The organism is Pedobacter sp. KBS0701, assembly GCF_005938645.2.
Lineage (GTDB): Bacteria > Bacteroidota > Bacteroidia > Sphingobacteriales > Sphingobacteriaceae > Pedobacter.
Genome location: NZ_CP042171.1, coordinates 5,915,688 through 5,929,708 on the forward strand (window position 1 = coordinate 5,915,688; position 14,021 = coordinate 5,929,708).

Here is a 14,021-nt window from a genome sequence, read left to right on the forward strand (position 1 = left end):
GCAAATCCTGTAGAACAGATAGTCTATTTCAAATTTTAAAATAATATATATGAAACGAGCAATTTCATTTGCAGTGTTATTAATCGCTGCTTCTTTAAAAATCAGTGCACAGGAAGTTGTGCAAAATAATGTTAAGCCTGTAGAAAATGCCCTGAGTCAGGTAACTAAGCTCCAGCCGGTAAGTTTTAATTACGATAAAGCCTGGGCGGAAAAACTAAAGTTATCAGCCAAATCACAGTATGGTTTTGTAGGTGCTGAAGCTAAAACAACTATTCCTGAGATCGTTTCAGTCCAAGCTAAAAGTTATGTATCTGGCAAAAACGCCTTTAAAAATGCGACCATTACTAAGGTAGACTACGAAAGTTTAGTCCCGCTTTTGGTCGCCAGTATAAAAGAGCAACAAGAGCAAATAGAACAATTAAAGGCAGAAGTAAACAGTTTAAAATCCAGAAATACAAAGTAATTTTTTTAGTTTTATAGTTGATTCAGGTCGGAGTAATGTTCCGGCCTTTTTTATTTTTATAAATAAAACGATCCTACGTAATGCTTAAATTTTTATTTTTATATAATTAACCAAATATAAATCTACAATTAAAAACAATTATTATGAAAAAGCTTATTCAATTATTCCTGTTCTGTACAGTACTGGCTGTGTTACCTTTGCAAAATACTAAGGCTGAAAATAAGGCCAGTAAATTTTTTAGCATTGGTTTAAATTTAAGTAATGGAACTGGTGATAACGGATCTATTTACCTGTACGGACCTACTCCTGTTAGTGCTTATTTTGGTCCAAGTGGAGGTTCATACGGTCCGTTGACGGCCGGCACTTATACGGTTATTATTTATACTGCTGCCCCAGGTTCACGCACTTTTAGATTTAATGGACAAGCGATTACCACCAGCACCGGCAGCGCGACATTTAATAATGTTAGCATTACTTCTACAGCTTTCGCTTCTGTTAATTAAATAAATATTTTCAAGTTGGTCCGGATTTATAGTCCGGACCTTTGTGTTGTATGACTTTTTTTGGTTAAGGATTACAAATCCCGGCTAACTTTAGAGATAGGTCAGAAGTTGGGATGGATTTGCACTTTTATAAATCGTCATCTCGACTGTAGCGCAGCGGAACAGCGAGATCTATCTCTAGACAGATTTAGCTTCACTGGGCACTCCATGGTTCTCGGCTTCGTTGCACTCCGCTCGAAATGACGATCAATCTAATTACTACCCTTTAAGCAAATAACTTTTAAATCCTTCAAAGTCTGCCGCCAATTGATCTGCATGTTTAGGTTTACTTTCCAAAGCTTTTACCTGCTCCGGGATTTCGATTTTAGCTGCAATATCCGCCGGGAAAATATCCGGGAATTTACAGGCATGCGCAGTAGATAAGAAAACAGCCGCACTTTCATCAGATGGATTTTCGCTTCTGTATTTTTCAATTGCCAAATACGCAATTGCAGTATGGGGACAGGCAACATAATTAAGTTTGTTGTCGAGTTCTTTAATGCCTCCCAATGTTTCTTCGTCAGTGAAGCGATAAGCCGTAACCACTTTTTTAAGCGCTTCTACATCCTGATCAAACAGATCCATAATGCGGACCCAATTGCTTGGTGCACCAACATCCATCGCATTCGAATAGGTTTGTGTTGATGGTTTTGTTTCGTAAAAACCACTTTCTAAAAAGCGTGGAACAGTGTCGTTCACATTAGTAGCGGCGATAAACTGTTTAATTGGCAATCCTAATTTGTAAGCCAGTAAGCCGGCACCGATATTTCCGAAATTTCCGCTGGGAACCGAAAATACAACATCGCTATAACCTTGTTTTTTCAATTGGGCATAAGTGTTGAAATAATAAAAGGTTTGAGGAATTAACCGTGAAATATTGATGGAGTTAGCAGAAGTCAACCTGAATTTCGCATTCAGTTCATCATCAGCAAAAGCCTGCTTCACCAAAGCCTGGCAATCATCAAACGTTCCTTTTACCTCAATTGCCCTAATGTTTTCACCGTTTGTGGTTAACTGCAACTCCTGTATCGGACTCACTTTTCCTTCGGGATAAAGAATCGTTACCCTGGTGTTCGGAACACCTAAGAAACCTAATGCTACAGCTCCACCGGTATCTCCTGAAGTGGCAACTAATACATCTAGCAGCTGTTCGCCATCTTTTAAGAAATAAGCCATCACACGGCTCATAAAACGGGCGCCAAAATCTTTAAAAGCCAAAGAGGGGCCATGGAACAATTCGAGTACAAAGGTTTTATCATCCAATTTTATTGCGGGAGCATCAAAATTAATGGCATCATCAATTAAAGCCTTTAAATCTTCAGCCGGAATCTCATCTTTTAATAGTGTTGAGGCTACTTTGTAAGCAATTTCAGGTAAAGAATATTGTTCGATATTTTCAATAAAACCGGCATCAAGCTGCGGGATTTCTACCGGCATGTATAAGCCTTTATCCTGAGGCATACTGTTAAAAACGGCTTCTTTAAAAGAAACACGTAAATCTTTATTGTTGGTTGAGTATAGTTTCATTTTTAATGAGGTTGGAGGGTTGAAAGGTTGAGGGTTGGAAGGTTTTGGATGCTTAGCCCTCCACCCTTAAACCCTCTACCTTCCAGCCTTAAGAAATTACTCTTGGCCCTTCCGCGTTAACCGGAGAAACAAAAGCTTTGCTATTAATATTTATTTTATGCAAGTGTTGCTGTTGCGATTTAGTTATTTTTCTGGCTGTTTCTTCATCTTTGGTCAATGCGAAAACAGAAGGACCAGAACCTGAAATTCCGAAACCAATTGCACCATTTTCCATTGCCAGTTTTCTCATTTCTTCAAAACCAGGGATCAGGATCGAGCGGGTAGGTTCTACCAGCACATCTTTCATGCTTCTTCCAATTAAGTCGAAATCATTCATGAACAATCCACTTACCAAACCAGCTACGTTTCCCCATTGGGTAACTGCATCCTTTAGGGCAACCTTACTACGGATCATTTGGCGTGCATCTTTTGTTGGTACATCAACTTCCGGATAAACAATTGCGGCGTACATTCCGGCTGGTGTTGGCAAAGAAATCACGTCTAATGGTTCGTAACTTCTTACCAGTACAAAACCGCCCAACAAAGCAGGTGCAACATTATCGGCGTGGCCATAGCCACAAGCCAGTTCTTCACCTTTCATGGCAAAAGGAACCAGTTCTTTGGCCGTTAATAAATCGCCCATTAATTTGTTAATGGCAAATAAACCTGCAACCGTACTGGCCGAGCTAGAGCCCAATCCACTGCCGATAGGCATTTTTTTGTGGAGTTCAATTTCTACGCCCACATCCAAACGATCGATGTGTTTTAAATAATGTTGCACACTGGCACTTACCGTATTTTTAGCAGCATCCAATGGTAAACGACCGTCATCGCCGGTAATTCTTTTGATCACTACTCCTGGTGTATCGGTAAAACGCATTTCCACTTCGTCACCCGGTTCGTTTACGGCGAAACCCAATACGTCGAAACCACAAACAACGTTTGCTACAGTTGCGGGTGCAAATACCCGGATAGAAGTTCCAACTTCTAAATCTGCTGGAACTAGCTCATTATCATTTATATTCTTTTGCATCTTTTAATACTGATTGCCTTATTGGCTGTTTGGTAAAACTTAAATGTTATTTTTTAGTTAAGGCTATTTTTAGCCCCAATAGAATAAATACTACCCCTGAAGTTTTGTTCATCCAGATCTCGATATTTTTATTTCGGTTAAAGTGCTTAGCTACGTTGCTTCCTGTTAATGCTAAAAATGAGCACCAGATTAAGGTTATGAAGAACATAATCAGGCCGAGTAAAAAATAAGGAATCGGATTATTAATTTCCTCACTGTTGATAAACTGGGGTAAAAAGGCAAGAAAGAAGAGGGCTATTTTAGGATTTAAAATATCACTCAAAAGCGCCGTAAAAAACATTTGTTTCATTCCGGTTACTTTACTTTCAACGGGCTTTATCTCAACGTGTTCACCTTTACTGGCAAAAGACCGGTAGCCCAGGTAAATAAGATAGGCTGCGCCCAGGTATTTAACTATGCTAAAAGCAATGGCTGATTTCGATAAAATTTGAGAAAGGCCAAATGTAGCTGCACAAGTATGTACAAGCAAGCCCAAACTGACACCTAGAGCAGAGTATAAACCTGAATTTTTTCCTTTAGAAATACTTCTTGTTAAAACCATTATGGTATCTACACCGGGCGTAATAACCACTATAATAGCAGCTAATATAAATGCACCTAAATTCTCGATTCCTAACATAGCTATTATGCCGTTATTTGCTTTAAATGATATTTTAAATGCAACACATAATCTTCAATAAAATAAGAAAGTGTATGCAGTTCTGTTTTTCCTTTTCCGGTATCACAGTTATTCTGAAGCTTTTCTTCCGGAATGTTTTCAATTACCCGGCAAATCTGATAGTTCAATAATTTCCAAAGTGTTTTAACCTCACTAATATCAGTTCCCTGATAATTTTGATAAAGCACCCATTCATCCTGATGATAAACGATTTTAACACACTGCTCATACTGGCCAATAATTAATCGACGGATATTATTCGATGCACTATCGATCAAATGACCTAATAATTCTTTTTTAGACCATTTTGAGGGTTGCGGTTTATCGTTCCATGCTTTTTCCGTGATATTTTCAAAATCAATCATTGCCTGATCAACCAGGCTTAGGATTTCATTTTTATGTGCTAAAACCGGATTCATGGTATTAGTTGTTTAAAGTACCAACGTTAATGATATCCGCAAAAACACCGGCAGCCGTTACTTCTGCGCCTGCACCTGGGCCTTTTACCACCAATGGACGTGATTTATAACGATCAGTAGTGAAAGAAATAATGTTGTCACTCCCCGATAGCATATAAAAAGGATGGCTATCATCAACCATTTGAAGACTGATCTCTACATTGCCATCTTCTAACTTGCCAATGTAACGTAAAACTTTTCCATCGTTGGCTGCCGTGTTTTTTAGATTTTCAAAATAAGTCGCATTGGCTTTAAGTTCCGCATAAAAATCTTCTACTGTTGAAGCGTTTAAGCAGGCTTCGGGCAAAATATTGTCAATTTTCACATCGCTGGCTTCCAATGGATAACCTGCATCGCGTGCCAGGATCAACATCTTACGCATAAAATCTTTTCCGTTCAGGTCATCACGTGGATCTGGTTCCGTATAACCCAGTTCCTGTGCTTCTTTTACCGTTTCGTAAAAACCGGCTTCACCCTTAAAATTATTGAAGATGTATGAAATGGTTCCTGATAAAATAGCCTCAATCCGGGCAACTTTATCGCCGCTCATCATTAATTCTTTCAGCGTGCGTATAATAGGTAAACCAGCACCAACATTGGTTTCATAATAAAAATCAACACCAAATTTACGGGCGGTATCTTTGAATGATTTATACTGCGCATAACCAGCAGAGTTTCCTTTTTTATTGCAGGTTACTACTGAAATGCTGCTTTCGAATATACCCTGATAAAATTCTATTGGTGATTCCGCTGCCGTATTATCCACAAAAACACAGTTGGGTAAGTTTAAAGCTTTCATTTTGGCTACAAAACCAGCTAAATCAGCTTTTTCACCATTAGCAGCTAGTTCGGTTTCCCAATTTTCGAGTGGTAAACCATCTGCGCTGAAGATCATTTGTCGCGTATTGCTAATGCCTGCAACCTTAACCTGTAGATCATTATTAGCTGCCAGGAAAGGCATTTGCTCTTTCAGTTGATTAAATAAGGTTTTACCAATGTTCCCTGTGCCGAGGCAGAACACGTTAAGCGTTCTTTTCAGGTCGGTAAAAAAGGCGTCATGTACCGCATTAACCGCTTTAGATAGATCATCTTTGCTGATGATCACAGAGATATTATATTCAGATGAGCCCTGTGCAATAGCTCTTACATTGATACCATTACGGCCCAATGCATTGAACAAACGTCCGCTCATACCCGGTGTACGTTTCATGTTTTCACCCACGATGGCCAAAACTGAAAGGTTACTTTCAACTTCTGGTAGTTCCAGTTTTTTTGCATCCAGTTCCAGCTCAAACTCTTTTTTGATTAATGAAATGGCCTGCGAAGCATCTGTTGGCTTAACTGCGAAGGTAATACTATGCTCTGATGAAGATTGTGTAATCAATACCACATTGATCTGTTCGCGCGAAAGTAGTGAGAATAATCTTCCGCTAAAGCCTGCCTTACCCACCATGCCACTTCCGGTTAGGTTGATAATGCTGATCTGATCAATAGAAGAAATTCCTTTTATGGGTAAATTAGATGCTTTTACATCACTTTTAATATAGGTGCCTGCAAAATCCGGTTCGAAAGTATTTTTGATCACAATGGGGATTTTCTTCATAAAAGCAGGGATCATCGTTGGCGGATAAATCACTTTTGCACCAAAATAACTCAGTTCCATGGCTTCAGTATAGCTCAGCTCTGGCAAAGAGAAAGCTTTTTTAACGATCCTCGGATCAGCTGTCATCATGCCGTTTACATCGGTCCATATTTCTATTTCTTCCACATTTAAGGCTGCACCCCATACCGCTGCAGTATAATCAGAGCCACCACGGCCTAAAGTCGTTACCCTTCCTGCTGCATTGCTCGCTATAAAACCAGTAACAAAAAGTACCTTATCCTTATTTTCCTGGTAAAAATTGTTGATCAGCATTTCAGTCAACTCGGTATCAACTTTGGCCTGACCGAAGTTGCTATCGGTTTTAATCAGTTCCGACCCGTTTACATAAAGCGCGCCTCCAAAAGTTTGCGAAGCAATGTGGCTGATCATAAAAGTAGAACAACGTTCGCCATAGCTTAAAATCTGATCCTTGGTCTGTAAGCTAAGCTCACGCAGGTTGGTCACTGCCTGTAGCAGATCTTCCAGTTCGTTAAAAAAGATTTTTAAGCGCGTAAACACAGGGTTTTGTGCTGCTGCAGGTAAAAGCGAACGGATTACCGCAAAGTGTTTGGCCTCAATTTCTTTTAAATGGGCATCATAATCTTCACCACGCTCAGCCATTTCGGCCATATCGGTAAGCAGATTGGTTACACCACTCATTGCCGATAATACAACTACCGGGCTATTCTTCTGTTTTTCTTCGCCAACCAGGCGCAAGAGGGTTTTAATGTTCTCGGCCGAACCTACGGATGTGCCGCCGAATTTGAGTACTTTCATTAGTTTATATTGGGTTTAACTGTTTGTTGCCGCACCGATCTGTGTTTTAAAATGCTCGTCTGTACAGGTTTCATTCAGCATGGTTTAAAAAAAAAGCGTCCCGACTTTCATCGGGACGCTCTCTGTGTTTTATGTTTTTTCAATTTACAACAAATTAGCCCCGCTGGTTTATACCGGTGGTAATAATAATCGTTGTAATAATTGAAGTGTTAAAATTCATCTTGTCTTCGTGTATTTTGTACACCGTAAAGTAGGAGATTATTTTCTTAAAATGCAAATGTTTTTTCAATTTTATTTCGAAATTTCTATTAAAACGTTTAAGTAAATGAAATAGCCATATTATTCCCCTTCTTTGGAGGGGTGCCCGCAGGGCGGGGTGGTTGATCAGTAATTTTTTTAGAAAAGATGCTGCAGTAGCTTTTTGGGCAGTGCAGCCCTGCTAACCGCTATAGTCCCGATGGTGGTGCTGTTTTGTTGTGGGTGAGATCGGGAGCTGCCGCTTTTATCAGGTTTATTTAATGCGGGCTGGTGCTACTATTGAAGTGCGTTGCCTTTCCGGCGTTTAATTATTCCCCTCCTTTTTCCAAGGCGGGGTGAAATTGATGTTTTTTATCTAAGAAGCATAACTTATACTCAATCCCATATAAGTCAGTCTGGACTCAGAAGATTTAAACACTAAAACCATTTACCATATTTTACTTAGTGTATATTTTTGATTTTTTTTATATTTAAAAATATGGTTTAATTAATTAAATATCAGATATTTAAATCATAGTGTATTTGCTACAATATGTAAAAAATTATGTTTTAAAACTCGTTTTTGTGCAATATAAGTCTTTACCTTTGCTCCACTAACTAACTTATTGTTATGAGCAAAAAGAAACTGCAAGCGCCAGATTTAAGCTATTTAAATCTAGGCGGGAACATTGCTGTAAATTACCAGTTATCTCCAAAAGAGTTAATTGATGATGCATTATTAAATAAAGAAGGTATACTGGCGGCATCGGGAGCACTGGCCATTGATACCGGTAAATTTACCGGACGTTCGCCTAAAGACAGGTTTATCGTGTGCGACGACATAACAGAAGAAGAGGTTTGGTGGGGTGATGTAAACATTAAAATCTGTCCTGAGAAATTCGACCAGTTATTCAATAAGCTTACCAATTACCTTGGCGATAAGAAAATCTATGTACGTGATGCTTCGGCATGTGCTGATCCGGATTATGCAATATCCATCCGCGTAATTACTGAAACAGCGTATCAGAATCTTTTTGCTCACAATTTATTTATCCGTCCTGATGAAGATGATTTAATAAGCAGTCCGGAGTGGACCATTATTGCCGCTCCGGGATTTCAGGCAGATCCTGCTGTTGATGGAACCCGTCAGGAAAATTTTTCCATCATCAATTTTACTAAAAAAATGATTTTGATCGGGGGAACCGGTTATACAGGTGAAATCAAAAAAGGAATTTTCTCTGTACTGAATTTCATTCTTCCGGTATATAAGAATACACTTTCTATGCACTGTTCGGCTAATGTTGGCAAAGATGGAGATACCGCTATCTTCTTCGGCTTATCTGGAACGGGCAAAACTACTTTGTCAGCCGATCCTGAGCGCGGTTTAATTGGAGATGATGAGCATGGCTGGGGTAACGATTCCGTATTCAACTTCGAGGGCGGCTGTTATGCAAAATGTGTTGATTTAACAGAAGAAAAAGAGCCTCAGATATTTAAAGCGATTAAATTTGGCTCATTATTAGAAAACATCAACTTCTTCCCGGGAACAAAAGATGTTGATTATTCCAATATTGATAAAACAGAAAATACGCGTGTAGCTTATCCCATAGATTATATTGATAATGCTATTCTGCCCTCTGTTGCCGCGGTACCAAAAAATATTTTTTTTCTTACCGCTGATGCGTTTGGCGTATTGCCTCCAATATCCAGATTAAACGTAGAGCAGACCATGTTCCATTTTATGAGTGGTTATACCGCTAAAGTTGCCGGAACAGAAGCTGGCGTTACTGAGCCCCAGTTAACATTTTCTGCTTGCTTTGGAAAAGCTTTTCTTCCATTGCATCCTTCAAAATACGCCGCATTACTCGGCGAGAAAATGAAAAAACACCAGGTACAAGTTTGGCTGGTAAACACAGGATGGAGTGGGGGAGCTTATGGTGTTGGTAAAAGGATGAAATTAAGTTATACACGGGCAATGATCAAAGCAGCATTAAACGGGGATTTAAATCACCACCATTATAAAAAACATCATGTGTTTAAATTAATGATGCCCTTAATTTGTCCGGGTGTGCCCTATGATATTTTAGACCCTTCTAAAACATGGGATAATCAGGAAGAATATTTTTTAAAAGCTTATCAACTGGCAGATGCCTTCTCAGAAAATTTTAAGCAGTTTGAACTGACAAAAGTACCAAAAAGCAGACACGAAGCGTTAAAATTATGTTAAATGTGCTTTAAAATGCATTTTTTGAACGAAAAATTTGCAAATCGATTTTTTTTTAGTTTTTATTGTGAAAGAATTGCCTCGGCTGGGGCAATTTTTTTGTTATACACCTATGGTGAATTACCGAAACAAAATTCTAAGTAACGATTTAATTGCTTATTGATTTATTAATTTGTAATTTAAAATCAATTTATAAATTTGTTTTTCGCAACAATTTCGGATATGAAACGTTGAGTGTTGTACAAAAGAAAAAAAACAGCTAAAAATTAAAAACAAGAACTAAAACTAAAATTTCAAAAAAAATGGCAAACGCACCAAAACCAACAACTGTTAAAAAAGAGAGCTCTTCTAGTGCTTCAAATGTATTTGCAACATTCGTTATTCCAATTTGTATTATCATTGGATTCTGTGTTTGGAGATTCGTATTCGGAGAAGGAAGTAACTTTATCGATGGTGACAGAGAGAAATTACCATTACCTGGTAACTATCTTGGAACAGCTTACAAAGGAGGTCCTATCGTAGCGATCTTAGTTGGATTACTATTAGTAGTAATTGTATTCTCTATCGAACGTTTCATCGTTATTGGTAAAGCAAGTGGAAAATCTAGCTTAGATACTTTCATTCGCAAAGTACAAGGTTTATTAAGCGCAGGTAACATCGAAGCTGCAAAAGCTGAGTGTGATAAACAACAAGGTTCAGTTGCTAACGTAATTAAATCTGGTTTGAAAAAATACAGTGAAGTTGAAGCTGATACTAATATGGATGTTGAGCAATCAATTGTTGCTATCCAAAAAGAAGTAGAAGAAGCTACAGCTTTAGAAATGCCAATGTTAGAGCAAAACTTAACTGTAATTGCAACTTTGGTATCAATCGGTACATTGGTAGGTTTATTGGGTACAGTAACAGGTATGATCCGTGCATTCGCCGGTTTAGCAAACTCTGGAGCACCAGATCAGTCGGCATTAGCGGTAGGTATCTCTGAGGCATTGATCAATACTGCAACAGGTATCTTGGTTTCTACTGTGGCAATTATCATGTATAACGTATTAACTTCTAAAATTGACAAGTTAACTTACGCAATCGATGAGGCTGGTTTCAGCATCGTTCAAACATACGCTAGTTCGCATAAATAAGAATTTTGAAAAAATTTTTACCGGCTTTATGGAAAACCGGAAAAAAGATCATCATTATTAAAAACTAGTAAAAAATATTATGCCTAGAATTAAAGTTAAAAGAACAAGTACAGTAACAGATATGACTGCCATGTGTGATGTGGCATCATTGTTACTTACTTTCTTCATCTTAACTGCTACAGCAAGGCAACCAGAACCACTAGCCGTTTCTACACCTTCCTCAACGTATGAGTTTAAGGTACCCGTAGAAAACAATGCGATATTAACCATTGGGCAGGGGAAAGTTTTCTTTGAAGTAGCAGGTACGAAAGTAAGAGCGAAAACATTGGAGCTAATGGGCGAACAGTACAAAATATCGTTCAGTCCGGCCGAAGTTCAACGTTTCTCGAACATAGGAAGTTTCGGTGTGCCAATCCAGAGCTTAAAGTCGCTTATCGCCATGAATAGCGGCGACCGTATGAAGCCTGGGGTTCAACCGGGTATTCCATCGGATTCGACTGACAATCAGTTAAATTCCTGGGTTTTAAATGCGCGTAAAGCTACAAAAGAGATCAACAATCAGGATATGCGTATCAGTATTAAAGGCGACGCCAAAGAAGAATATCCGGTAGTTAAAAAGATTATTGATGTACTTCAGAAACAAAGTGTAAACAAGTTTTTATTGGTTACCAACTCTGAAGCTAAAAAGAAATAAGAAATGGCAGAATTAAACACAGGCGGGAAGAAAGCCACCCCAAGGGTTGATATGACTCCGATGGTGGATCTAATGTTTCTTTTGGTAACATTCTTTATCTTAACAACAGTAATCTCTACGCCACAAGCGATGGATATTGCAAAGCCAGATAAAAACGAAAAGTTACCAGAGAACAGATTGGAACTGAAGGCAAGTAAAACAATGACTATTTTGTTAGGTAAAAGCAATAAAGTAGCATGGTACATGGGAGTAGCTGGCGAAAGCGCCCCAACTATCGAATCTGGTTCACAAATCGAAGATGCTATTGTTAAAAATAGAAAAGCAGCTGATGCCTCAGGCGTTGCCGGAGACTTTGTTGTACTGGTAAAACCAACATCAGGTTCTACATTCCAAAACTTTGTAGATATAATGGATGAGTTGGAAATTCTTAAAGTTAAGGTTCGTCAAATCGACGATGATAACATCCTTGACAATGAGAAACAGTTCATGAAAGAAAAAGGAATTTTATAATCAGTAAAACCAATTTTATGTCGAAGTTAGATATATTCAGAAAAGAATGGCTTGAAGTGGTTTTTGCAGATAAAAACAAAAACTATGGTGCGTACCAATTGCGTAAAAGTAATGGTGCAAATACCACCAAAGCCTTAATTATTGGATCTATTATCTTCCTTGTATTATTTTTCTCTCCAAAAATCTACAGCCTTATTAAAGGTTCAATGGATCAACAGGAAGATCAGGTAAAAGCACAGGAAGTAATTTTAGCTCCACCACCACCGGTAAATCCGGAAACACCTCCACCGCCACCGGTAGAGCCACCGCCACCAAAGGTAGATCAGGTGAAAATGCCACCTCCGATTGTAAAACCCGATATCGAGGTTCGTGATGAACCACCTACAGTTGAAAAATTGAAGGAAGCTGATCCAGGTCAGAGAGATATCAAAGGTGATCCAACTGCTGATATTGTTATCGCTGAACCAGTAGGTGAAGGACCAAAAAGAGAAGCTGCAGTTGCAGTTGATGATAATAAAGTTTATGACTTTGTTAGTATTGAGAAACAACCAGAATTCCCCGGAGGTATTGCTAAATTTTATGGCTACTTAGGTAAGGCAATAAAATATCCGCCAATGGCACAGGAGAACAACGTTCAGGGTAAAGTGTTTTTATCTTTCGTTGTGGAAAAAGATGGTAAATTAACAGATATCACAGTTACCCGTGGTTTGGGTAGCGGAACTGATGAAGAAGCCATCCGTGTATTAAAAGCGAGCCCACGTTGGAACCCAGGTATCCAGAATGGTAAGCCGGTAAGGGTAAAATACAACATCAACGTTAACTTTACATTGAACTAATAGTAGATGTTAAATTTTGATATTTTTAAGCAAAAATCGCCTAAACAGCGGTTTTTGCTCATTTTAGGCCTTATCATGTTTGTTTTTTATGTGGTATTGGGTTTCGCATTCATATTTTATGAGCCTATTGCACTTCGTTTAAGCACTATCCCGCAGTGGGGCCGCATTGCAATTGGTATCTTCTTAATTATTTATGCTTTTGTAAGACTTTTAAGCCTGGGTAGGCGCGATTAATCAATTAAATGAAAAATTTCCTTTTAATATTTTGTGTACTGGCATTAATCGTATCCTGCAAGCGTAAAAACAAGACGGATGCAGTTAAAGAAACCAGAACAAGCGGTACCTTAAAAATATTGGTTGATGAAAGTGTTGGACCGATTGTTCAGGATCAGATCAATATTTTTGGTTTAGACTACCCGGATGCAAAATTTGAGGCGACAGTTAAACCTGAAGAAGAATTATTACCTGCTTTCTTGAATGATAGCGTAAGGGTAATTATTTTACCAAGATTATTAACCAAGGCAGAAGAAAAGTATTATAATCAGCGTAATATTAAAATTAACTCTTCACGTTTCGCTATTGATGGTATCGCTTTAATTACAAATCAAAGCAATATCGATAGTACAATTAACGTTAAAGAGGTGATTGATATCTTACAGGGGAAGAAATCAGATAAAAAACTGGTCTTTGATAACGCCTATTCTAGTACCTTTCAGTATTTTAAAGAGTTGGCCCATATTGGCCAGTTTCCAGCTACAGGTGTTTACTCAAAAAATTCTAGCAAAGAAGTAATTAAACTTATTGCAGAAGATAAAAATTTTATTGGTATTTTAGGCGTGAATTGGATCACGGGCAAAGATACAGGGGTGAGTGAATCTCTTTCAAAGATAAAAGTGTTGGGTGTAAAGAATATAAAAGGGAAAGTAGGAGACGATCAGTTCTATAAACCAACTCAGGATAACTTAATCAATGGCGTTTATCCTTTCTTAAGAAATATAAATATTATAGATTGCGAAGGAAGAGATGGTTTAGGCACAGGATTTGCAACATGGTTAAGAAGTCAGAGGGGACAATTGATTGTACTTAAATCTGGACTTGGCCCACATAAATTAATGCCAAGGCAAATTAACCTGACCAAAGGAAATTAAATTAAAAATTATAAATTGAACCACGAAGTAAATCTAAAGA

The 14,021-nt window shown here is 38.3% G+C and carries 13 protein-coding genes; 8 read left to right on the forward strand and 5 right to left on the reverse strand.

All coding sequences use genetic code 11. The annotated features are described in order from the left end of the window. Positions 1-49 precede the first annotated feature (49 nt). Both FFJ24_RS24055 and FFJ24_RS24060 read left to right on the forward strand, forming a co-directional pair. The gene (locus FFJ24_RS24055; protein ID WP_138819642.1) at positions 50-463 is read left to right on the forward strand and encodes a tail fiber domain-containing protein; all 414 of its coding nucleotides are present in this window, start codon (positions 50-52) and stop codon (positions 461-463) included. A gap of 143 nt (positions 464-606) precedes the next feature. Beyond that, a complete protein-coding gene (locus FFJ24_RS24060; protein ID WP_138819643.1) occupies positions 607-966 on the forward strand; it encodes a hypothetical protein in 360 nt (119 codons plus the stop codon). 258 nt (positions 967-1,224) lie between these two features. On the opposite strand, the gene thrC is transcribed toward FFJ24_RS24060, so the two are convergent. The 5 genes from thrC to thrA form a co-directional block, all read right to left on the reverse strand. Then, the gene (gene thrC / locus FFJ24_RS24065; RefSeq protein WP_138819644.1) at positions 1,225-2,532 is read right to left on the reverse strand and encodes a threonine synthase; all 1,308 of its coding nucleotides are present in this window, start codon (positions 2,530-2,532) and stop codon (positions 1,225-1,227) included. Positions 2,533-2,620: 88 nt separating this feature from the next. After that, entirely contained in the window at positions 2,621-3,604 is a 984-nt protein-coding gene (locus FFJ24_RS24070; RefSeq protein ID WP_138819645.1) for a homoserine kinase, read from the reverse strand. A 46-nt stretch (positions 3,605-3,650) separates the two neighbouring features. Then, positions 3,651-4,283, reverse strand: coding sequence for a LysE family translocator (locus FFJ24_RS24075; RefSeq protein ID WP_138819646.1), 633 nt, complete (start codon positions 4,281-4,283; stop codon positions 3,651-3,653). 5 nt (positions 4,284-4,288) lie between these two features. After that, on the reverse strand, positions 4,289-4,741 hold the full coding sequence (locus FFJ24_RS24080; RefSeq protein WP_138819647.1) for a DinB family protein: 453 nt from the start codon (positions 4,739-4,741) through the stop codon (positions 4,289-4,291). Between the two features lie 4 nt (positions 4,742-4,745). Next, complete coding sequence (thrA, locus tag FFJ24_RS24085) at positions 4,746-7,199, reverse strand: bifunctional aspartate kinase/homoserine dehydrogenase I (RefSeq protein ID WP_138819648.1); 2,454 nt, start codon at positions 7,197-7,199, stop codon at positions 4,746-4,748. 868 nt (positions 7,200-8,067) lie between these two features. On the opposite strand from thrA, the gene pckA reads away from it, so the two are divergent. From pckA to FFJ24_RS24120, 6 genes are all read left to right on the forward strand, one after another. Continuing rightward, positions 8,068-9,663, forward strand: a complete 1,596-nt coding sequence (gene pckA, locus FFJ24_RS24090; protein ID WP_138819649.1) for a phosphoenolpyruvate carboxykinase (ATP) — start codon at positions 8,068-8,070, stop codon at positions 9,661-9,663. A gap of 299 nt (positions 9,664-9,962) precedes the next feature. Further along, the gene (locus FFJ24_RS24095) at positions 9,963-10,793 is read left to right on the forward strand and encodes a MotA/TolQ/ExbB proton channel family protein (protein ID WP_086548865.1); all 831 of its coding nucleotides are present in this window, start codon (positions 9,963-9,965) and stop codon (positions 10,791-10,793) included. Positions 10,794-10,872: 79 nt separating this feature from the next. Next, positions 10,873-11,487 carry a biopolymer transporter ExbD gene (locus tag FFJ24_RS24100; protein WP_138819650.1) on the forward strand — a complete coding sequence of 205 codons (615 nt, stop codon included), beginning with the start codon at positions 10,873-10,875 and terminating at the stop codon, positions 11,485-11,487. Positions 11,488-11,490: 3 nt separating this feature from the next. Beyond that, the gene (locus tag FFJ24_RS24105) at positions 11,491-11,997 is read left to right on the forward strand and encodes a biopolymer transporter ExbD (protein ID WP_138819651.1); all 507 of its coding nucleotides are present in this window, start codon (positions 11,491-11,493) and stop codon (positions 11,995-11,997) included. A 17-nt stretch (positions 11,998-12,014) separates the two neighbouring features. Further along, a complete protein-coding gene (locus tag FFJ24_RS24110; protein WP_138819652.1) occupies positions 12,015-12,833 on the forward strand; it encodes an energy transducer TonB in 819 nt (272 codons plus the stop codon). A gap of 242 nt (positions 12,834-13,075) precedes the next feature. After that, entirely contained in the window at positions 13,076-13,981 is a 906-nt protein-coding gene (locus FFJ24_RS24120) for a PstS family phosphate ABC transporter substrate-binding protein (protein ID WP_138819653.1), read from the forward strand. Positions 13,982-14,021 lie beyond the last annotated feature (40 nt).

Coding starts and splice junctions, on each gene's coding strand:
- pckA (WP_138819649.1), top strand. CDS start 8,068: ATGAGCAAAAAGAAACTGCAAGCGCCAGATTTAAGCTATTTAAATCTA.
- FFJ24_RS24080 (WP_138819647.1), bottom strand. CDS start 4,741: ATGAATCCGGTTTTAGCACATAAAAATGAAATCCTAAGCCTGGTTGAT.
- FFJ24_RS24095 (WP_086548865.1), top strand. CDS start 9,963: ATGGCAAACGCACCAAAACCAACAACTGTTAAAAAAGAGAGCTCTTCT.
- FFJ24_RS24100 (WP_138819650.1), top strand. CDS start 10,873: ATGCCTAGAATTAAAGTTAAAAGAACAAGTACAGTAACAGATATGACT.
- thrA (WP_138819648.1), bottom strand. CDS start 7,199: ATGAAAGTACTCAAATTCGGCGGCACATCCGTAGGTTCGGCCGAGAAC.
- thrC (WP_138819644.1), bottom strand. CDS start 2,532: ATGAAACTATACTCAACCAACAATAAAGATTTACGTGTTTCTTTTAAA.
- FFJ24_RS24075 (WP_138819646.1), bottom strand. CDS start 4,283: ATGTTAGGAATCGAGAATTTAGGTGCATTTATATTAGCTGCTATTATA.
- FFJ24_RS24105 (WP_138819651.1), top strand. CDS start 11,491: ATGGCAGAATTAAACACAGGCGGGAAGAAAGCCACCCCAAGGGTTGAT.
- FFJ24_RS24060 (WP_138819643.1), top strand. CDS start 607: ATGAAAAAGCTTATTCAATTATTCCTGTTCTGTACAGTACTGGCTGTG.
- FFJ24_RS24120 (WP_138819653.1), top strand. CDS start 13,076: ATGAAAAATTTCCTTTTAATATTTTGTGTACTGGCATTAATCGTATCC.
- FFJ24_RS24110 (WP_138819652.1), top strand. CDS start 12,015: ATGTCGAAGTTAGATATATTCAGAAAAGAATGGCTTGAAGTGGTTTTT.
- FFJ24_RS24070 (WP_138819645.1), bottom strand. CDS start 3,604: ATGCAAAAGAATATAAATGATAATGAGCTAGTTCCAGCAGATTTAGAA.
- FFJ24_RS24055 (WP_138819642.1), top strand. CDS start 50: ATGAAACGAGCAATTTCATTTGCAGTGTTATTAATCGCTGCTTCTTTA.